This is a genomic window from Paenibacillus sp. FSL R5-0887, from assembly GCF_038002305.1.
In the GTDB taxonomy this organism is placed as follows: Bacteria; Bacillota; Bacilli; order Paenibacillales; family Paenibacillaceae; genus Paenibacillus_AQ; species Paenibacillus_AQ odorifer.
Window position 1 is genome coordinate 1508887 of sequence record NZ_JBBOCE010000001.1, and the last position, 23288, is coordinate 1532174.

The window sequence follows — 23288 nt, forward strand, 5'->3', positions numbered from 1 at the left end:
GAGCGGGATTAGCCAGAAGAATACGGCTGATTGCTTCTTTATGATCTTCGAACAAAGGAGGGTTTTATTAATTTGTAAGCGTTATCAACTTAAGGGAGGCTGTGAGTTGTATGATAAAAAGGAAGCTGTTTTTCTTAATCGTTTTCATCGTGACGATATTAGTTCCTTTCAGCCTAGACGGAATAAGGACCGCTTATGCAGAGACCTTACCGTATAAGACGATTATCATCGATGACGGGAGCATCACGATCAATGATGTTGTGACACCTGATGTGGGTAACGAGAACAACGGATATTCGGCTCCAAATTGGACCACAAGTACAGGGGTGAAGGGGTATGATAACTCCAGCTCCAAATATACGAGTACAGCAGGCAGAACGATATCATGGAATCCACGATTGGAAGCAGGAACGGCGAGAATTTCGTTATACAAGCTTAACTGGGAAGATAAAGCGGATAGCAATGTAAAAATTGAAATCGTCCACAATGGAACGACGGATGTTCTTTTTATGGATTTGAGGCCTTCGTTTGGCGCTTCTGTGGGATGGGTTGATTTGGGAGAGTACTATTTTTCCGGAGTTGGTAACGAATTCGTTAGATTAACTCGGTCTACCAGCACAACCAGCACGATACTTACTCGTGCAGATGCGGTCAAGTTCGAAGGGAATATTCAGCAAAAAGAGCCTCATAAGACGATCATCATTGATGATGGAAGCATCACGATTGATGATGTCGTCACTACTGATGTAAATAACGCAAATAACGGGTTCTCCGCTCCTGATTGGACTACAAGTACGGGAGTGAAGGGATATAATAATTCTAGTTCCAAATTTACCGATGCAGTAGGAAGAAGCATCACATGGAATCCGCGATTAGAAGCAGGGACGGCGAAAATTTCATTCAACAAGCTTGATTGGGCGGATAAAGCAGACAGTAATGTTAAAATCGAAATTGTTCACAATGGGATTACAGATGTCATGTTTATGGATCTGAGACCCTCGTCGGGGCCATCGGCCGGATGGGTTGATTTGGGGTCCTATTATTTCAGTGGTGATGATAGCGAATTTGTCAGACTGACTCGAACACAACCTACGACTGGAAAAATCATTACGCGGGCCGATGCGGTCAAATTTGAAGGGAATATACGGCAGCAAGCTCCGCCGTTGCCTCCGCTGCGCAGCCGTACATTGGCGAATCTCAGTTACACGGAAAAAGGCAGCATCGAGAATGCCAGCTATAAGGCTACCTTTTATGAAGCTGCTTGGGATGAAGGCAAAACCATCGTTCGTGATATGTTCTACAAGGATACGGATACGGGGAACTGGATGCCTGTTAATAATGTGGCGGAAAGACTTGAAGAACAATGGGTCTTATTGGATGGGAATGCGGGGAGTCGAACCAATTATTACGATACGATGAACAAACGCTGGATTACATTCGACGAGATCAAATTCCCAGACAGCCACACGGCGATATTAACCGATTCTTCACATGAAAGCGATTACGATTTACAAGTGAACTGGTCTATGTCAGGGGACAAACCTGATGTTTCCTTCGCCTTTACACCTCGCAAGGATGGCAATTATGTAATCGGTTATCAGTCCTTCACAACAGAGCAAATCTCAGACGTCAATGAAGTGTTAAATGGTTTCAGATCACACGCCAAAATGGTAGGTTCAGTGGAATCAACAAGCTTAAGGGAACTAAGCGCTCCGATGAGTCTAATTGAGAAGAATGACGGTTCGGGGAATCCATTGACATATGGGGTATTTGTACCGTCGGATGAGCTTCCGGTTGAATTTGAACCGACGGGAGGCGTTACGAAGCAAAGGCTCGGCATGAGCCTTGTCAACAACGAAGGCAGCGTGCAGCCAATCTTGTATGCTCCTCAATTAGGGACCTATTCGCAAATGAACGCAGAAAGCACTTATCAATTTCATATGGGACTAATCGCTCAAAAAAGCAAATTGTATGAGTCCTACGCGGATATTCTTCGCAAAGAGTACGGTTATTCTGCATACCGGGAAAATGTATCAGATCAGTCGCTTACTGACGCGATGTTCAATATGATCGATTTACTTAAGATAGAGCCGCAAGGGGATGACTCTGTTGATTATGTCCCGTCACCCAGCGGGTGGTGGAGCCGTGCCAAGGGCTTTATTGACATCGAAAACGAGGATAGCGTTCGAACAAGCTCGAATGCAGTTCTTTTGGGGGCTTACTATTTGACTGGGGATGACCAGCTCTACGATACGAGAGCATTGCCGTCCGTCCAGTATGGCTTATCGCGAAATGGTATAGGCTGGTCGCCTACGCAAAAGCCAGTATACGGTGTGCCGTCGTTATGGAAAATGGCAACCTTGCCGTTTGATTTTTCAAGCGTAACCGCTCTCAATCAGATGATGGGTACTTCGGCAGGAATTGGAGCACTGGCACAGGAAGAATACCTCGTGCGTGATCCTGACCAGAAAGACCGTGGTCCTGTCATTCAACCCCTGATGATGTATCGTATGACGGGAGATACGCAGTATTTACAGGCTGCCAAGGATGCAGCCGACAGCTATATCATGCAGCATATTGATACGCCTGCATCCGTCAATGTGAGTAAAAATGAGTTCATTTATTATTATAGCAAGCTGTGGATGGAGATCTTGGAGCTTTACGAGGAAACTCAGGATCCCAAATACTTGAATGCAGCTTATAAGGAAGCCAAACGGTATGCAACGATGTTTGTTGCTCGTCCGGTTCCTGAAGGTAGCGTTACGATTCCGCAGCCTGAGACGTATAATTACGCGGAGTCGTTCCATTGGCCGGAAAGTGGTAAATATCAATATCCTCGGATCAAGCTCCCAGAAGATGTAGCCGGAGGCGTACAAGCGGATAGTTGGCTTGTTTCTCCCAATGGATTGACGTTTGAAGCGGGAAGTACAACTGGCTATTATCGGATGAATGCTCAGGAAGCTCCATTCATGCTGAGATTGTCGCTCTATACAGGTGATAAACTGCTGCAGGATATTGCTCATAATGCAGTTATTGGACGATATTCTAGTTATCCAGGTTATTACTATAAGGGCTTCGCCGTTAGCCAACTTGAGCCAGAGTTTCCTCTGGAAGGCCCAAGCGGGGCTACATCCATCTATTATCACCATATCCCGGGACAGCTCGGGCAAACGATGGATTATTTGATCAGCGAACAAACGTTGAAATCAAATGGTAGTATTACATTTCCTTCTGTTTTTGAAACTAATTTTTTATGGTTCAAATATCACCTCTATGGAAATAAACCAGGGAATTTTTACGGTAATTCCGACGTTTGGCTCTGGATGCCCAAGGGGATTATCAAGACCAACCATCCTCAATTGAACTGGATAACGGGAGAGAGCGGGAATAAATTCTACATCGGGTTAAGCAACGAATCATCAGCTGAAGTCCAGACTCCGATCGAATTGAATGCGCAAATCATTGGGTTCAACCCGGCACAAGATTATACCGTAACCATCATCCGCGACAATGGCACACCAGAGCAAGCGGTTATGAGTGGTGGAATCATTCAAGCCACGGTTTCAAGCAAAGGAATAACCGCTATCATTGTAGAAGGACTCAACATTGATGTGCCGCTGCACCAGGTCAGAACTGCTGATACATCGGATGCAAGCTATTTCTTCGATATCCACAGTCCAATAGATGCGGTTAAAGGTATGCTGATCGTCAAGCCCGACGAAACGGCCTATGATGCTTATGTGCAGGCAAAAACGACAAAACCAGCGACGATCCATTATTCCTTGGATGGCGGAGTAACGTATACAACCATTCCAGATACGATCTATCCGATGGAATGGTCGATACGGGTAAACGATTTATCCCAAACCTTCACTTATTATGTGGAATCGGATGGGAAACAGACCCGCAAGCGGACACTCTATTTGCCTGATCAAGTACAAGAAACTCCAGTTCAACCGGATTGGCAGGAGAGTTCATCGATCATTGTGGATAATACGGAGGCAGAGACAGAAGGCGTCTGGATACGGGATACAACAGCTAACGACTATTACTATGATAACTATGTGTACGCCAAATCGACTGCCGGCACAGCGACAAGCAGAATTAAATGGCGGCCTGAGCTGCCGGAAAGTGTTACTTACAGTGTGTATTACAAGCTTCCGCAAATAACCGCTACAAGTGAAAATTGGGCAACAAATGCCTCATTTACCGTTTATTATAGTGGAGGCTCCGAGACGGTTACCGTTGATGAGACAACGGCCAATGGGACTTGGGTGCACCTGGGAGATTATCCTTTTGCAGCAGGCGATAGCGGATATGTCGAATTAACCAATAAGGCCAACAAGTCACGGGTAGTTGCCGATGCGATGATGTGGGTGGATCCAAACAGTATGCCGCAATTGGAGTCTGTGGTGATCCTGTCGGATCGGGGTGAACTGCAAATGACTCAAACCGCACAACTAAGCGTAACCGGCTATTTGGATAACGGTCTGATTGGTGATCTATCACAGGCAAATGTGCAGTATTTCGTTGATCGAACCGATCTGGCTGAAGTGGACAGTAGCGGTATGTTGACCCTTCTAAGTCTCGACGGAGAAACGGATCATATTGAGGTATGGGCCACTGTAACGATTGACGGGGTGACCTTAACAACACCTTCTATGACAATTGCGATCAGGGACTTAACGGTTATTGTCGACAGCACGAATACGACTGGGTTATACACGACAGAAGGATCTTGGAGCCAAAGCAATTTAGCTGGATACAAAATTGGGGTTAAGTCCCGTTATTCTACCGTTCAAGGTTCATCAGCGACGTGGAAAGGCCATTTCCCAGAGGGGAAATATACGGTCTCCATTTACAAGCTCGTCCATACGACGGCAAACGATAACTATGTCAAAGTGGAAGTGAAGCATCAGTCGGTTACCGAGGTCACGTATATTGATGCAACCATTGGCTCGTCAGGTTGGGTTAATCTAGGAACGTTCGACTTTACTGGAGACGGCAGCGAGTACGTTCGTCTAACAAGGGTTACTCCGACAACGGTAGATCCGCCAACTCTACCTGCCGATATGATTTATACGAGGGCTGATGCAGTCAAGTTCGAACGGCATTCCTTTAGCCCGGAATTGCTTGCAAATGGAGTGCCAGGTAAACCGACACTTTCGAATAATAGCGGTGTTGCGACAGGTATAAATGATGGCAATTATGAGGTTACAATGAATATGTGGTGGGGAAACAATGGCTCACTGTATAAGTTGTACGAGAATGGTCAATTGATCCAAACGAAGTCACTGGCCGATGTTTCGCCAGCCGCCCAGACTTCCATTATTCCTATTCAAGGAAAGCCGAATGGAACCTATGTGTATACATGTGAGTTATCGAATTTGTATGGAACGACTTCATGTGATCCACACACCGTCACCGTGGCTGAGGCGAATCCCGGCAAGCCTGTGTTGTCTAGTGACAACTGGGATCAAGATGGCGACTATAGTATTACTGCTAATATGTGGTGGGGCACGAACGCAGTACAGTATCGATTATATGAAAATGGCGAACTTATTGAAACGCAATCTTTATCTTCACAAACACCAAGTGCTCAATCGGCCATTTCACAAATTTCAGGGAAATCCCCTGGCATCTATCAATATCGCGGTGAGTTTATGAATGGAAGTGGAACAACGGAAAGTGATACGATACAGATTATTGTAAAATAAACTTATGAGCTGAGTGGATGAGAACAATCCATTCGGCTTTTTTATTTCCTGGAATTTAGTATAGAGCTATACAAAAAGCTAATCTTTCAAGGCTCTCAACTGGGTGATATCTACATAATACTGCTCATGCTAGATTAGCAGGGCGTTTTCAACCAAACGTGGTAATTTGAACATGTCAAATTTGTTCTAATTCAGTCTAAATAAGCGCTTATATTAGGGTGTGGCTAAACTTACAATAATGTCTAACCATTTAAATTTGGGAACTTCTCCTGCAATGGCGAAGAATTTCACTGTCATGGCTTTCATGCAAAGCTAGGTTGAATATTGGAGAGGAGGCTGTCATGGGGATTACAAGACGAAAACCAACAGTGATTATCTTGTTTACCGCTCTGATTGTTCTTGCTTTACTCATGTTGGGCTTAACTAACAAAAAGGTGGAACTGCCTGAAAATTGGATATTTACAGTAGATGGATACGCCGTAACAGAGGAAGAATTTCAATCTTTTGTCAAAGAGCAGAGAGCTATAACGGTAGACTATTTCTTCAGAACTTATGGGGCCCAAGTAGATGAGGGCTTCTGGACACATCAATACGGCAAAAATCATGAAACCCCCTCTGAATACGCCAAAAATTCTGCGATGACAGCATTGCTAATGTCCAAGCAGGAGCAATTTATTGCAGACAAGCGAGGAATCGCCCCTTACCAAAGCTTTGATGAGCTTAAATCCGACATGCAAGAAGAAAATGTTAAGCGAGCTAAGATGGATGATTCAGGAGAGACTTACTATGGGTTGCCTCAGTTTGATTTATATCAATACATGCAATATTTAAGTGGCGCCCGTTGGCCGGATTTGATAGAAACCCAGGTAAAGAAAACGAAAATGAGCGACGCCCAGTTACAAGTTGAGTATGCATCAAAAAGTGCGGATTATATTCGTGTAGCTGATAAATTAACGGCTGCGTTAGCGACAGCGGGACAAGTCAAAGAAGAGAAAGTGCTAAATCGTTTAGATATATCCAAAGAAGATACCGAGTCTCTTAAGTTCTGGGAGTCTTTAGCTGCTGCTTCTGTAGGTGAGACAGTAATCGGTAAATATATGGGTGAGGATGTCGTTGCTACATTAACCACAAAACCGGAAATCACCAAGCTTAAACTGGAAGAAGTGAAAGATTCCATTCTATACGGATCGGCGGAGTCTGACTTGCGCGCGTTAATTGCAAATACGAATGAATTGAAGATCGTGTATAACGGTAATCGATTCAGTGAGTTTGTAGTGAACTAGAATAGTTAGTTTTTAAGTTTATAAAAATCTATGTCTATTGAGACTTCCATAGATACAGATTTTTTATAAAGTATAAATTTATTAATTTCAAAGGGAGGAAATTTTGGAATGATACGATGGAAATGGATGCAAAAAGCTTTGTCGATAGTTACAGCTACAACGTTGGCATTCCCTGCTCTGTTCGGCTTGGCACCTTCATCCGAAGTGTCAGCTGCGGGAGGGAGCGAATCTTTTGACTCCGTTGTACTAGAATTGACACAAGCGGCAGGTCAAACAGGTAGGGTAAATCTTACGTATAAAGGTTCACCTTTAAGCAGTCTGGTTAAAGGACCGGTTATTGACGAGGTAAGTTATGATTCCAGCAATTCGCAACTTTTAACTGTTAATAATCAGGGGAACATTACGTTATCTAACGGTTATACATTTGCGTCGCCAGATGCTCCGGGCGTCCCGGTGACAATCACGGCCAGGGCGGGTTATTACCCTGACTCAGAAGTGTTATTCATGGAGGACTTCGAGAACAACAATGGTCCGATGACATCTATGAGCAAATTAGGCTCGTCATTCACGCTGTCCGATGCACAGTCCCGTTCTGGATTGAAAGCGATTACACCTTCGGATGATACGAATAATGAAAAGGTAGCTCAAGATGTGGCATTGCCGGCTGGCAGCAATTATAAGATGACGGCATGGTATTTTGACCCGTATCCTAATGAGGAGAAGACTGCGACGGATAGAACGCAATTTGCTATTGTAGATGGCAAAAATGCCACCTTTGCCGGGACATTCTATCAAAGTTCAGAGGCAGATGTTATTCATAACCCAACGAAATATACTTGGGCTTATGCACCATCATCAGCGGGTACAGCAGGCAACCGTTGGAAAGATAGCGGGGCTTTACGTTCCACAGGCTGGCATAAATTCGAGTGGCTTATTACACCAAATGGTGCGACGTTACAAATAGACGGAACATTAATATCCGATTCAGCGCAAAGTGATATTTACAGAGCTATGAAGAGCGGTACAACCATTCAGCCTAAAATAGCGGGAGGATGGAATAGCCAGACAGGGAACAAAGCTTATATTAAAAATAAACATCTAATCGACGATTTTTATGTTGTAAAAGATGTGGCTACAACAACAGGAACCAGAACATTAACAGTGAATTTGGTACCTCCCGGCGGATTGCCAAATTTAGAAATAAGCACTCAGCCAACAGCGGCAGAAGTGAAACAAGGTGAGACAGCAACATTTAGCATTACGGCATCAGCCGCTGCTACTGCTTATCAATGGTATTTATCTGATGACGAGACTGGCTTGAGCGGGACAAAAGTCAGCGGAGCTGACAAGGCAGTATTAACACTTTCCAATGTGGACGCAGCTTCACAACAAGGCAATTTTTATTATTGCGAGGTTTCCTCGGCAGAGGGAGTTGTGGTGAAATCCCATGCTGTACCGTTGTTGATAACCACCAATACGCAGGTGAATGCACCAATTAATCCAACGCTTGACTCGGACACGGGTATTTATAGTGGTGCTTCCAATTACGGCGATACTCTAGTAACACTGTTCAAAGACGGTGGACCTGTTGGTTATTATTTATCGAAAAATGGGGGACCCGACCAGCCTAACAATCATGAAAGGCATCATGTTCTGCCCTATGCAAGGGCACTGGGAGTGGGCAACTACACTGTTACAGCTATTGTCATAAATAATGCGGGAGATATCAGTGAAGAAGTTGCAGCATCCGGAATATTAAAGATCGAGAAATTGCCTACACCGGCAAATGCCAGATGGAACGGCACGTACGCTACATGGGATCGCGTCGCTAACGCATCTGCCTATTCGGTTCAACTCTTCAGTAATGGTGTAGCTAAAGGAAGCCCGATTGCAGCAACAAGCAATGATGCGGCTTTGTCCCCGACTTTAAATGATACATTTAAAATAAAAGCAAACGGCAACGCAACGTCACGATTCTTAGACTCTGATGAGTCAGGGGAGAGTGCACAATATTCAGCGAACATTGCGCTAATTCGCCAGAACGATACATTACGGGCAGGAGATAGAACGCGGTTAATGGTTGACACAGCTGATGTGTTCGTTGCTGATAACATCAGCTTCAGTCCGGCGGATCAAGACAAGGATAAGATTGAAGTTGATGATGCCGGATTCGTGACGGTTAAGAAAGGTTATATTCCGACAGGGAACGAAGAAGTTACTGTACATGTGAGCGTTGATTACTTCAATAAGGCTGACACTAAGTTTTACGATGGATTTGAAGGGGAGAAGAAATTTTCAAATGGTGCGAACGGATATGTTCACAGCGATGTGATGTCCCGTACCGGAGGAAAGGCCGCGACATCAAGCGGCGCCGGTCAGGTGGCGACTGTTCCAGGTACCTATAATTATGCCCCTGCAACCGGTAAGACAACAATCGTTACTGCTTGGTACTATGATGATGGCAGAGCGGCTTCCAATGACCACGCTGTCTTTGGCTTAACCCCATCGTCCAATGAACATATCGCAATAAATTATGGCAATGGAGATGGTGACTGGGCCGCAAATCTGACCAATTACGCAGTCAGACCCGGTTCATCCGGGAGATTCTATCCTGTAGATGTCAAGCGAAGCGAAGGTTGGCATAAATTTCAATGGTTCGTTACATCAACAGGAACAACCTATAAAATCGATGGACAAGACATTCAAAGGCAAACAACAGCTGGCGGAAATTTTGATACTCCAGTTAAGAACAATATTTCCAAGATCGATGCATTGCAGCTTGCTACGAACTGGGGCAACAAGCCTGGAACGGTTAAGGATATACAGAACAGGCATTTTATCGATGACGTATATGTTATCGATAGTGGAATAGCAGCCCAAACCGGAACAGCTTCTATTACGCTAAAGCTCTTGCCTAAAGAGTATAGTCACTTGGAAGACAGCACATATGTTATTGGTCTGGATGACTATAATATCACCGTAAATCCTGATTTAACGGATCTGGCTGGAGTGAAGATCGGTGCTGTAACTCTGCTGCGGGATGTGGATTATACGGTTAGCGGTAATGTATTGAAGATTAACAAAGAATCATTCACAAGAAATAATATCGTGCCGGGAAAATATACCGTTAGACTTGATCTGTATCCTGCCGAAATCACCTTCGAGTTGAACATTGTACCCCTTGAAGTCCGTGATTATTATCTCTCCAATAACGGTGACGATCATGCAGATGGACGCACACCAGCTACGGCATGGAAATCAATCTCCAAGATTAATGAATATGTATTTATGCCAGGTTCAACTATTTATCTGGATGCGAATAGCGTATGGAACGAACAAATCAGACTGCGCGGCAATGGTGAGGAAGGAAATCCGATTACACTTACAAAATATAATACGACCGACCCTAACCAACGCCCGGTAATTAATGGTGGAGGAACAGCGTCGAGCCCATCAGGCATTTCCTTAAACGGTACCATAGAGTTATATGACGTAAACTATTGGGTAGTCAGTGGAATTGAAGTAACGAACATCGGCAATGCGGCAGGTGACGGCCGCTCCGGTATCGCTGTAATGTCACGGATTTCCAAGCTGGGACAAGGTCAGTTTAATATTCAAGATTATGCTGATGCTCGTATGCAAGGAATCGTCATTCGAGATAACTATGTTCATGATGTTAATGGGCTGCACCAAGCAAATGGAGCAAGTAAGGTATCCGGCGGTATCATTATTAATGGTTATGTGGATATATTGGTTGAAGGCAACAAAACCCTTCGTTGTGATAACGAAGGTATTCGCAATAATGCCTACGGGCCAAGCAATCCTGGGACTAATAACACAGGCATTACTTGGAGTAATTCTAGCTATCCTTGGGCATCCAACGCTGTGTTTAGAAACAACTGGGTTTCTAGTTCGGTTGGAGATGGCATTGTCATGTCCGGCGGGAACAACTCCCTTGTGGAACGAAATGTGGTCACAGACAACGGTTATAGCTATTTAAGCGATAAGAGCGGCAATCTGGTTAGGAACTGGGGGCCAAATAATACAACACCAACATATCTAGGTTCGCAAAACTATGCGGCTGCGTGGATTATGGCAAGTAAAGGCACCATCTTCCGCTATAATGAAGCTGTGGATAACCCTTATCATGCAAGTAATGACGGTATGGCTTGGGACATTGACAACTATTGTCAGGACAATGTGTATGAATACAATTACAGCCGAAATAACTATGGTGGTTGGTACTTACAGATGAATGCTGCCAAGGGCAATATCGTTCGCTATAATATTAGCGTGAACGACGGCCGCAGCCCCGATTTTAACAAGAGCTTTAACAGTCTAATATTGCTTGCAGGAGGTTCTTCAACGAGCGAGGAATTAAGTGGCTTATACTATAACAATGTCATCGTCACACCATTGAAGAATAGCAGTTCGTTAGTATTTGACCCGACAGCCTCCAACTTGCACATTTATTTCCAAAATAATATATTTGCCTACACTGGGGCAAACAACCAGGTTGGTCTGAAAGGCGGGGGAACATCAGCTCCATTTGCAGCCGGACGGTTTACGAACAACATTGTGTATCCGGCTAATCTTTTTGGCAGCATGAACGCAGGTGGAGGCGGATATCTAGGTGCAGGCGTAACAGCAACAGACAACCGCTATGTAACGGAAGAGGAACTGAATTCTATATTAAAAGACTATAAATCTGCGCCTGAACATTGGATTACCAACAGTGGAACAGTGGAGGCCAAGCTTGATTACAGTGCGATGAACGGGTTCCGTCTTGCGGATGGTAATAACCTGGCCTATGGTGCAGGTGCCGAGATTGTAAGCCCATATGTGGATCGGGCGAATGCTCTGCCTCATATGACGGAGAGAACAGACTTCTTCGGCAATTCACTTAGCGCTAGAACGCCTTCCATCGGCGCGCACAACCCTTATGCGGTAACTTTTGATTCCAATGGGGGCAGTGAAGTTGCGGTGAAGTTCGCTGACATGGGCGGTACAATTACCGAGCCAACAGCGCCGACAAAAGATAAAACTGTTTTCGGCGGTTGGTATCAAGATACAGGATTAAACGATTCTTGGAATTTCGATGCTGATCCTGTTACAAGGGATATTAAATTATATGCGAAATGGGCTGAAGACGCAGGTACGGCACCAACGATAATGACGAATTCGCTTGCGGATGGCAAGGTAGGACAACCTTATTCGGCAGTTCTTACCACTGATGGCGATAAGCCGATCAAATGGGCCGTTGTAGAGGGGCAATTACCATCAGGATTGAGCTTGGATGAAGATGTTGGTGTTATCTCTGGTACACCGGATCAATGGGGTCAATTTACGTTCAAAGTTCAAGCAAACAATGACGTTGGCAGTGACACAAAACAGTTCAATATAGTGATCACTGAAGATGTCTCAGTTGATACAGCTCCGGAGGTTATCACTAAGAATTTACCAAATGGCAAAGTTGGACAACCGTATACAGTAACACTAGCGGTATATGGCAGTGAACCGATTTCTTGGAAGGTCCAGGGAGGAGATTTGCCAGTAGATTTGAACCTAGATGAAGCAACAGGCGTTATCTCGGGTACGCCTCTAGAGGCGGGATATTACGAATTCACTGTTGCAGCAACGAATGATTTTGGTAGAGATGAGCGAGCATTGAGCATCGAGATTAAAGAAGATAAGCCAGTGGATACAGCTCCGGAGATTATCACTAAGAATCTGCTAAGCGGCAACGTTGGACAACCGTATACGGTAACATTAGCGGTTTACGGCGACAAACCGATTACCTGGAAAGTGAGTGATAATTATTTACCTGCTGGACTGAATTTAGAAGGAGCTACGGGCGTTATTTCAGGCGTGCCTACTGAAGCGGGAACTTACAAATTCAATATTACGGCTTCCAATCATGCTGGCATGGATACGATAGAGTTAACTATTGTAATTACTACAAATGACAGTGGTGGCAATAATGGCAATAACAATGGCGGCAATTCAAATGGCCACAGCAGTACGCCGACTCCTTCGCCAGAGTCATCAGTAACGGAGCGTATTGATGCTACAATCAAAGAGCAGCTGAAGAAGGGAAATTCCATTAAATTGACGATGTCAGCCGGAAAAGATGAGCTTGAGATTCAAAGCGATACGATCGGTGCGATTATTAATGCCGACAAACCGCTAATCGTTACGAATGACACCGTATCTGTTAAATTGTCCGCTGAATTGTTGAAGCAGTTGAATACAGGAAAGCGGATGAAGGTTGTCATTATACCTGTAGATGAAAGAGGCGGAGCTATAGGGCGGGGATATGAATTAAAGATCTTCGTGGATAGCCGGGAAGTAACGGATTATACAGGGCTTATACCCGTAACCTTCGATCTGTCAAAAGAGAAGTTGTCGACAAACGAGCTTAACTTGTTATGCGGTGTTATGCTTCAATTGAACGGTAACATGGAGCGTTTAGGCGGCAACTATGAGCATGAGACAGGTAATTTTACCTTCACGGCAAAAGGACTAGGTTATCTCTTCGTTACAGCCAAGCCTGAACCTGTGAAATTGGAATTCACTCTAGGAAAGACAGGATATAGATTAAACGGAATCGAAATGAGTATGGACGTTGCTTCAACGGTAGTTAAAGGCAGAACGTTAGTCCCACTGCGCTTCGTTGCCGAGAGCTTAGGAGCAAACATAAGCTGGGATAACGTTACGAAAACCGTAATGATTACTTTGAAAGGTCAGACTTTGTCGATTAAGATCGGTGAACTTGCACCAGCGATGGATGTAGCAGCTGAACTTGTAAACGGTCGTACTATGCTCCCATTACGTTTCATTGCTGAGTATTTTGGTGCAAATATATTCTTCGATAATACTTCGAAATCCATTAGTATCATGAAGTAGTATTTCCTAAAATTAGCAGCTACGCTCGAAACCCTCTAACATGCACTGCCATGTTAGAGGGTTTTCTAGTGTGCGCCCGGCATAGACGATAACTTGGCGGTGAATGTCCTCTATTAACGAACAATAAAATTGTCTTAACTGGAAACAATTCTTTAGATTGTGTTAATCTGTCTAATAGTGAACTCGGTTTAGAAAGAGGGAAGTTACTTGAAAAGAAACGTGTTATATATTGAAGATAATGAGAAGATCGGCAGTTGGGTAAAGGAAGAATTGGAACAACGAGGATTTTCAGTACAGTGGCTGCTTTCTGGTGAAGGAGCTGAAAAAGAAGTAAATCAGCATGAAATCGTTATTTTGGATATCATGTTACCCGGTTTAGACGGATTTACTGTGGGGAAACGATTAAAAAAGGCAGCTCCTGCTGTTCCTATTTTGCTGTTAACTGCTCGAACATCGATAGATGATAAGGTAGAAGGGTTACAATTTGCTGATGACTATTTAACGAAACCATTCCATACGGATGAACTAATTGCTAGATTAGAAGTATTAATCCGTCGAAAGGGCGGAACACATTCCGAACGCATTTCATTAGGGAATTATATTGAAGTAGATCCAGACATCCAAATGGTATTTGATAAACACACAGGAGAAGAAATTATATTGACAGGGAAACAACATCATATTTTGATGTACTTCTTACGCCACCCTAATCAAGTTTTACCAAAAGAACAAATCTATGAAGCCATCTGGGAAGAAGCTTATATCACAGGTGATAAAACATTAATGGTACATATTCATCGACTGCGTCAAAAGCTGGAACGCCATCCAGACTCCCCAGAGATTATTGAAACGTTGAAGGGAATAGGCTATCGGGTGAAACTATGAGACAGACTAAATCACTATTTCGTCGTTTTCTAAAAGGACATTTTCTATTTATCTTTTTACCTCCGATCGTACTTATTTTCTTATCTGCGTTCATTGCGTCTCCTTTTAATGAAGAAGAGCTGAATAAGTTAAATTATTTTTACATTGTACTTCTTGTGTTTGGTTTTATTATTGTCGCATTTGTGGTAATCTCTTGGATTTTCTTCTTGAGACTTCGTAAACGTCTCACCTGCTTACAGGAAGTCATGTCATTTTCAGCTAATCATAACTCATTTCCTAAACCAATAGCTGTTCAAAGTGATCGTATGGATGAAATAGACCAGTTAGGAAGTTCCTTTAGTTGGATGATTCAACAGCTTGAAGACAGTCGCAAGCGAGAACATGAAGAGGAATTGTTACGACATCGACTCATCGCGAATTTATCTCACGACTTACGAACGCCGCTTACCATTTTGAGAGGACATGTCACCCGATTAAATAAAGAATCAATGAGTCTAGAAGGACAAAACTCATTATCAGAGATGAACCATACGATTACTAGAGTCGGAGATCTAATGGATGATTTACTTTCCTATACATTGCTTACATCAGGAAAACATCCTTTTGAGCCCACTTCAACAGATATTGGACGTTTAGTAAGAGCATCTGTTGCTGCGTGGTATCCTGTATTTGAAGAAAAAGAAATCCGGATCGAGGTTGATTTACCGACAGAGAAGACTTTTTATTGGGAAGCAGATCCTAAATGGATGACACGTGTTCTGGATAATTTATTTCAGAATATTCTTCGCCATGCAGCAGAGGGGAAATATGTAAACATTGTGGTTGATGTAGAAAAAGAACAGATCATTGTTGCAGACAGAGGTCCGGGGATGGATAACTCTTCCTATGAGCGTGGGGCGGGGATAGGTTTATCGACTTCAAATTATATGTTGAATAAAATGAAGCTTAAAGCTGACTTTACATCAAATGAAAACGGCACAACAGTGGCTATTGGTAGAGCTTAACCTAAAGTTAAACCAGAAGTAAACAGCAGGATAACCGAGATGTAACTTTGCTTCTTTATAATTAGAACCATAACAGAAAGGAAGTGTTATGGTTGCTTACAATTAATAACTTAGTCAAACATCGCGGAACTGGGAAAATCTTATCAGGTATCAGTTTTAAAGCTAGACCTGGCAGAGTAACTGGTTTTCTAGGTCCAAATGGAGCAGGTAAAAGCTCTACACTTCGCATCCTGCTTGGATTAGATCGTGCTACCTCAGGGAGTGCACTAATCAATGGAAAGCCATACGCAGAATTACAGAATCCTGTATCCACAGTAGGTGCCGCACTTGATGGATTTGGAGCTCATCGTATGCGAACAGGACGGGCACACTTGCGTTGGATTGCCCGTGCCGCAGGATTGTCTAACTCACGTGTCGAGGAAGTTCTGGAAATAGTAGGTCTTACTAATGCAGCCGGAAAAAGAGTTGGGAAGTATTCTCTTGGTATGGGGAGGAGACTTGGAATAGCAGCTGCGCTACTCGGTGATCCAAAAGTATTGATTTTAGATGAACCCGTAAATGGGCTCGACCCAGAAGGAATTCGGTGGATTCGGACATTTTTACGTGAACGTGCTGAGTCTGGAAATACGGTGTTGTTATCCAGTCATCTAATGGGAGAGCTTGCAGAGACGGTTGATGATGTGGTGATTATTAAGCATGGAACTATCGTTGCAGATGGAACATTGGAAGAAGTAATAGGTAACTATTCCACGCTGGAGGAAGCCTTTTTTGCCCTGACATCTGAAAATGCGGGTGAAGTTGTATGAGAGCATTCAACGCGGAACTATCTAAATTGTTCTCCTTACCGGGTATTTGGCTTGCTTATCTCATTGGAGCGTTTGCCCCAGCGCTTATTGCTGCCTTGGACAGCATAGCACAAAAAGAGGAGATTATAGCTGGAGTTAGCACGCGGCTATCGGAAGTTGGCTATATCGGGTTAGCTCTTGGTGTGCAAGGCGTTATTATTCTTGGTGTGCTTGCTGTCAGCAGTGAGTATTTGACAGAGAGCAGTGAATCTGGTGGAGGACAACAGATTACAACGAGTTTAACTGTTGTTTCATCCCGTCTTCATTTTTTGCTGGCAAAAGCAGGCGCTGTGACTTTGATCAGCATACTGCTTTGTATTGTTGCTATTATGACAACTGTGTCTGCAACGCATCTTATTCTTGGTGAATATGCCCCTGCATTTGAATGGTCCAGACTTATCGGTGCCATTTGTTACTGGACATTCACTGCTCTTTTAGCACTTGGAATTACTTTGCTAACTAAGAATGGCATCCTCCCGCTTGCTGTGCTCATAATAAATTCATCCGTTGTATCTTTTAGTGTCCTGTTGTATAGGGTTACAAAGTTGGCGTTTTACTTACCAGATAGAGCTGGCGCTGAAATGTTTATGTTTACAGACAACACGTCCACAGGCAGTTTATTCGAGAGGTTTCACACCCCTTTCACAGGCGGTTTAGTCATGTTTGCCTGGGTAGTCGTTGTTTTCATTGTTGCAGCTATTGTATTCCATAGGAGGGACGTTGCAGCATGAGTGTCTCATCTAGTAGAAAGATAACACAAATCCTGGGTGCTGAACTGGATAAATTAGTTACATTACCATTGATAGGGCTCACTCTTTTGGTTACATTCATTCTTAATTTAGGTTTAGCCGCCGCTTTTACTTCTGTTGATCTACAAGGGGCAGCAGGAACGCAAAATATACTGAATACAGGACTTTCTTCTATGGGATATCTTCAAGCAGGATTCATTATTCTTGGTATCTTAGCTACTTGTTCAGAGTATACAGGGGGACAGATTCGAACTACTTTAACTACGATACCTTGGCGAGGGTTTCAATTATCCACGAAGTATTTGGCCTTGACCATTATAACCATTCCTGCGGCGTCTTTTACTACTGCATCAGGTGTACTATATACCTTTATCATGATGAAAGACACAGCAGTAGTGATTGAAATAGACGAAATGATAAAATCATTAGCAGGTGCAACAGGCTATCTAACTTTAACCACACTTCTCAGTGCAGCTATAGGTGCTTTATTAAGACGAACTACGCCTGCTTTAGTGGTACTGCTTGGCTATTACTTCATTGTCAGTCCATTGTCGAAAGATTTTCTACACAATACTAAATATTTTTTTCCAGATACAGCAGGATATTATATGTATATGCCGCCTTCCTCCGATGAAATAAATGTCCTTACACCAATGGAAGGGACAGGTATTTCCCTGTTATGGACACTGATCTTTATTACAGCAGCTATTATATTTTACCGTAAACGAGATGCCTAACTCTGAACTAGCTGATTTGATCATTAAACTAGAACAATATGCAACAAACATTGATGTTTGGATAAAAGATGTTTATGAGCAATTCAATGACTAAGTATTTGCTCTTAAGAACGGACACCAATATGAGTGTCCGTTTATTTTATAAATCTGGACTGATCAGTTCAGATATGTTATATTTCAATGACGGGAGGTGTTACTTATCGCTAGGACAAAAGAATTTAACAAAGATCAAGCGCTGCATCAAGCCATGCTGGTGTTTTGGAAAAAAGGATACGAAGCGGCTAGCATACCGGATTTACTAGAGGTGATGGGCATTAGCCGATCCAGCCTTTACGATACGTTTTCCGACAAGCAAACCTTGTATACAGATGCCCTTGAGCATTATAAAAAGGGGAATTTCAATAAGCAGGCTATTCTTGAACATGCATCTAGTGTTAGAGATGGAATTCTTCAATTTTTTGAGTATCATATTGCTTCAGCATACGATACCAGCCTGCCGGGCGGGTGTTTTGTTACGAATGTAGCTACAACATTGGAGTCGCCAGATGAAAAAATTAATGAGTTGATAAAGACTAGTTTTTTGGAATTAGAGCAAGCTTTTTGTGACCTTTTAGAAAAGGGCCAGCAACGGGGAGAAATTGATAAAACGACTGATATCAAAGCGTTGTCTTATTTATTGTTGAATTTACATCAAAGCATTAATATTATGGCCAAAGCAGATCAGAATCCGGAACGTGCAAAAGAGATGATTAGCTTTGTAATAGCAGGAATCTAATTTTTTTTAATTATTTCGGAACGATCGTTCCGTTATCATATTTCCCATATTTTGAAGGTGCTAATTAAGGAGTATGTGTTAGACTATATTTTTTTTAATTATTATGGAATGATCATTCCGTTATTGAGAAATCCCTCAAAATAAGGAGAGGTGTCTAATGAAAGTATCGTTTATTGGGCTTGGAAATATGGGGCTCCCAATGGCCCAAAATCTGTTGAAAGCGGGTTATGAATTAGTCATCTTTAATCGGACCCCTGAAAAAGTTGAACCCTTAATGAAACAGGGAGCACGATATGCCAAAACACCGCTAGAGGCAGTGAAAGAAAGCAATCTTGTAATTACCATGCTTTCTGATGATGCTGCTTTGAAGGAGGTCGTCGAGGGACCAGATGGTGTTCTGAATGGATTGTCGGAAAATGGAATTCACATCTCTGCCAGTACAATCAGCGTAGATCTGGCTCGAAAATTATCCGTCTCGCATGCGGAGCGAAAGCAACACTTTGTGTCTGCCACGGTGATGGGGCGCCCAGATGCCGCTAAAGAAGCTAAATTGCGTATTATTTTAGCTGGTCCGGAACAAGCAAGACAACGGGTACTTCCCGTTTTAACAGTATTGGGTCAAGAGATAGTAGAGATTGGGGATCACGGCGAAGAAGGGAACGTTGTGAAAATTGGCGTTAACTTTCTAATTGCTTCAATGCTGGAAGCTTTGTCGGAAGTGCAGCTAATGGTAGAAAAGCACGGTATTGATTCGTCCCGATTTATGAATGTCGTGAATGCTCTTTTTCAATCTCCAATATATCAGAACTATGGAGCGATCATGAGCGAACAGCGCTTTGAACCGGCCGGTTTTAAAATGAAGCTTGGGTTAAAAGATGTTGCATTGGCTATTGAGGCAGCGAGGTCCGTTCAAACTCCTCTACCTTTAGGTCAGCTTATCCACCATCACTTGTCTGAAGGAATTGCCAATGGTTATGGTGAGTTGGATTGGACGGCTTTAATCCGTTGTCTTGAGCATTCTTCTTAAGAAATTGGGTTGCACCGATGATGTCGGGCGAATTGCTAGAGAAAATATAAGGAGAGATTAACTATGGAAATAGGTGTTACTTCGTTCATAGAAACAAAGCCTGATACTGAGACCGGAGTTGTGATGAGTCACGCACAGCGATTACGAGAAGTCGTCGAAGAAATCGTCCTTGCGGATCAGGTAGGACTTGATGTGTTTGGCATAGGTGAGCATCATCGTGAAGATTATGCAGCTTCATCACCCGCAGTGGTGTTGTCTGCTGCAGCCCCCCTAACAAAGCGGATTCGATTGACGAGTGCTGTGACGGTCCTTTCATCAGCTGATCCTGTCCGTGTGTTTCAGGATTTTGCCACGCTTGACGGCTTATCCAATGGACGTGCCGAGATTATAGCGGGCCGGGGTTCCTTTGTTGAATCCTTTCCGCTTTTTGGGTATGACTTGCATGACTATGAGGATTTATTTAATGAAAACATCGAGCTGCTTCTGAAAATACGGGAATCTGAGAAAGTTACATGGAGTGGAGGACATCGATCAGCGATAAATAATCTGGGTGTGTACCCGCGCCCTGTTCAGCACTCTTTACCCGTATGGATTGGTAGTGGCGGTACCCAGGAGTCTGCCGTGCGTGCAGGACTTCTGGGTCTGCCATTAGTCCTGGCGATTATCGGTGGAAACCCAACCAATTTTGCACCGCTTGTACAACTGTATAAAAAGGCGGCAGCTCATGCCGGACATGATGTATCACGGCTTCAGGTAGGTTCACATTCCATCGGATTTGTTGCAGAAGATACGGAACAGGCAGCAGAACTCTTTTTTCCGTCTACCCAGTACGGTATGAATAAGCTCGGCAAAGAACGGGGGTGGGCGTACTACGATCGTTCCAGCTATGATGCTGCCCGACGCTTTGATGGTGCGTTGTATGTAGGGGATCCGGAAACAGTCGCCCAAAAAATAATCCATCTGCGTAAGCATGTAGGGATTACACGATTCATGATGTATGTTCCCTTAAGTACGATGCCGCATGAGTTGGTTATGCGGGCTATAGAACTGCTCGGTACAGAGGTTGCGCCGCGAGTACGAGAGGAAATTGCCAAGTGGGAAGCTCAAATGGGATAAGGATTATCTATGAATAAGACGTAAACGAACGAATTCATTATTTTATTTGGAGGGATTATTATGAGTGTTGAACCACGTATACTACCAGAATTAAGAGAGGTTTATTCACAATTTCCTGGGTTTGAATTGGAGAAGAATTTAGAGTGGAGCAGGAGCTTAGTGTCAGCTGCATCCGTGGAAGGATCAGAGCATGTAAACACAACCAGGCGCAAAATCCCGAGGGATGGAGGCGAGATGCTGGTGAAAATTTATGAGCCTGCCGGGCGAACGAATGACTTGTTACCTGCCATGCTATGGATTCACGGGGGCGGATACGTGTTAGGACATCCGGATATGGACGACGAATTATGCGAACGCTTTGTTCAGACAGCTGAATGTATAGTCGTATCGGTTGATTATAGGCTTGCTCCCGAGCACCCTTATCCGGCGGCGATCGAAGATTGTTATGCTGGATTGGTATGGATGACGGAGGAGGCAGCCTTGCTTGGCATTGATGTGGATCGGGTTGCAATTGCCGGTGCTAGCGGTGGCGGCGGACTGACAGCAGCACTCGCGCTGATGGCGCGTGATAAAGGAGGACCGTCTCTTATTTTCCAAATGCCATTATACCCGATGCTTGACAACCGTAACATCACATCGTCCAGTCATGAGATTACGGAAGCAGGCGCAATCTGGAAACGAACAGACAACATAGCAGCTTGGAACATGTACCTGGGCGAGGAGAGCGATGTCAGAGGAGAATCTACTTATGCAGTACCCTCGAGAGCGGAGAACTTGGCAGGTTTGCCGCCAGCCTATACTTGTATAGGTCAGCTCGATCTATTCCGAGACGAGACAATGGAGTATGTGGCACGACTTGCACAAGCAGGTGTAGATGTTGAATTCCACCTGTATCCCGGTTGTTTTCACCTTTTCGAAATTTTCGCTCCAGAAACAGAAGTGAGTCAGCGCGCTATTCAGGGCTATATGGATGCGATGGCCCGGGCACTTCATCCTAGCTAATTATAGGGACTAAAATAAACTGCGAATACGCAGAAAAAGTTGAATGGTTATTTAAGTAGAGACACGTAATTATTCGGGAAAGATTCATAAAAAAGATGAGGTTGTTGATTTTAAAAACAGCCTCATCTTTTGTTATATATTATTGATTTCAAAAAAGGCTTAGATTACTATCGTATTGTTCATTGGAAGCTTATTTCTTCAATTTTTATTTACATGATACAAAACAGTTTAAATATTGATAGGGTAGGCTTATATATTTGTAGACAGCTTGATCCAAATTATATCTAGTGATAAGGAGAATACAACATGTGGGATAAGATTAAGGGTGGGCTTTACGGCTTATTGATTGGAGATGCTCTTGGTGTCCCCTATGAATTCAGATCAGCGGAGCAGCTCCCACCTCTGGAGCAGATTGAGTTTACTCCTCCTGTGGGCTTTCAGCCCACCTACCGAGATGTTCCTGCCGGCACCTGGTCGGATGATGGTGCGCAGGCACTATGTCTGCTGGAGAGTCTGATTGATAAAGGTACGCTGGAGCTAACTGATTTTGCAGACAAATTGGTCGACTGGTATCATGAAGGTAGATGGGCAGTAGCCCAAATAGTTTTTGATGTTGGGATACAAACCAGTCGTACGCTGACCACTTATTACCATGGAATGTCCCCTTACGAGAGTGGCAATACAGTTCCTGATGGGAAAGGGAATGGGGCGCTAATGCGCGTGCTACCACTTGCCTTGTGGCACAAAGGAACAGATAAACAACTCGTTCAGGATGCACATACTCAATGCCTTGTAACTCATGCACATATCTGTAATCAGGTATGTTGTGCCTTCTATGTGTTAATTGCACGTGAACTGTTGCAAGAGCAAGACTTCAATCTGTGCTACCGAACTGCTCTTAGCAAGCTTCGAACGATCTACCAGCAGATGCCTGAGCATGAACGGGAGCTCGAAGAGAACATTCATCCAGATAAAGTATTCTATGGCGAAGGATCTGGTTATGTTGTGGATTCCTTGTTCAGTGCGTGTATGATCCTCCAAACCTGCACTTCCTACGAAGATGCCGTCAAACGAGCAGTTGCCTTAGGCAACGACACGGATACAACAGCCTGTATCACAGGTGGTCTTGCCGGAATCCGATATGGGTATGAGCATATCCCTCAGCGCTGGATCAACCAGCTGCGAGAGACAGATCTGGTTGATCAACTGCTGCTCCGTCTTCAATCTGCATGAGGAGTACTA

At 43.7% G+C, this 23288-nt stretch carries 13 protein-coding genes; all 13 read left to right on the plus strand.

Annotated elements, in window-relative coordinates; translation table 11 throughout:
• The first annotated feature begins 110 nt into the window (after window positions 1–110).
• The 13 genes from MKY14_RS06770 (at window position 111) to MKY14_RS06830 (ending at window position 23279) form a co-directional block, all read left to right on the plus strand.
• The gene (locus tag MKY14_RS06770; protein ID WP_340976053.1) at window positions 111–5717 is read left to right on the plus strand and encodes a golvesin C-terminal-like domain-containing protein; all 5607 of its coding nucleotides are present in this window, start codon (window positions 111–113) and stop codon (window positions 5715–5717) included.
• Between the two features lie 341 nt (window positions 5718–6058).
• A complete protein-coding gene (locus MKY14_RS06775; RefSeq protein ID WP_076217652.1) occupies window positions 6059–7000 on the plus strand; it encodes a hypothetical protein in 942 nt (313 codons plus the stop codon).
• A gap of 108 nt (window positions 7001–7108) precedes the next feature.
• On the plus strand, window positions 7109–13906 hold the full coding sequence (locus tag MKY14_RS06780) for a stalk domain-containing protein (protein ID WP_340976055.1): 6798 nt from the start codon (window positions 7109–7111) through the stop codon (window positions 13904–13906).
• 207 nt (window positions 13907–14113) lie between these two features.
• Window positions 14114–14791, plus strand: a complete 678-nt coding sequence (locus tag MKY14_RS06785; RefSeq protein ID WP_076126558.1) for a response regulator transcription factor — start codon at window positions 14114–14116, stop codon at window positions 14789–14791.
• Window positions 14788–15795: a sensor histidine kinase gene (locus MKY14_RS06790; RefSeq protein WP_340976057.1), complete on the plus strand. Its 1008-nt coding sequence runs from the start codon at window positions 14788–14790 to the stop codon at window positions 15793–15795. Before MKY14_RS06785 ends, MKY14_RS06790 begins: the two co-directional genes overlap by 4 nt.
• Window positions 15796–15878: 83 nt before the next feature.
• Window positions 15879–16601, plus strand: coding sequence for an ABC transporter ATP-binding protein (locus MKY14_RS06795; protein WP_340976059.1), 723 nt, complete (start codon window positions 15879–15881; stop codon window positions 16599–16601).
• On the plus strand, window positions 16598–17371 hold the full coding sequence (locus MKY14_RS06800; protein WP_340976062.1) for an ABC transporter permease: 774 nt from the start codon (window positions 16598–16600) through the stop codon (window positions 17369–17371). Before MKY14_RS06795 ends, MKY14_RS06800 begins: the two co-directional genes overlap by 4 nt.
• Window positions 17368–18126, plus strand: a complete 759-nt coding sequence (locus tag MKY14_RS06805; RefSeq protein WP_076126564.1) for an ABC transporter permease — start codon at window positions 17368–17370, stop codon at window positions 18124–18126. The genes MKY14_RS06800 and MKY14_RS06805 overlap by 4 nt, the downstream gene beginning before the upstream one ends.
• A 190-nt stretch (window positions 18127–18316) precedes the next feature.
• Window positions 18317–18901 (plus strand): TetR/AcrR family transcriptional regulator, encoded by a 585-nt coding sequence (locus MKY14_RS06810; RefSeq protein ID WP_256716028.1) that lies wholly within the window; start codon window positions 18317–18319, stop codon window positions 18899–18901.
• Window positions 18902–19058: 157 nt separating this feature from the next.
• The gene (locus tag MKY14_RS06815; RefSeq protein WP_076307866.1) at window positions 19059–19928 is read left to right on the plus strand and encodes an NAD(P)-dependent oxidoreductase; all 870 of its coding nucleotides are present in this window, start codon (window positions 19059–19061) and stop codon (window positions 19926–19928) included.
• A 63-nt stretch (window positions 19929–19991) separates the two neighbouring features.
• Complete coding sequence (locus tag MKY14_RS06820) at window positions 19992–21044, plus strand: LLM class flavin-dependent oxidoreductase (RefSeq protein ID WP_036677037.1); 1053 nt, start codon at window positions 19992–19994, stop codon at window positions 21042–21044.
• Window positions 21045–21104: 60 nt separating this feature from the next.
• Window positions 21105–22046 carry an alpha/beta hydrolase gene (locus MKY14_RS06825; RefSeq protein ID WP_340976065.1) on the plus strand — a complete coding sequence of 314 codons (942 nt, stop codon included), beginning with the start codon at window positions 21105–21107 and terminating at the stop codon, window positions 22044–22046.
• A 306-nt stretch (window positions 22047–22352) separates the two neighbouring features.
• Window positions 22353–23279, plus strand: coding sequence for an ADP-ribosylglycohydrolase family protein (locus MKY14_RS06830; protein ID WP_340976068.1), 927 nt, complete (start codon window positions 22353–22355; stop codon window positions 23277–23279).
• The last annotated feature ends 9 nt before the right edge of the window (window positions 23280–23288 follow it).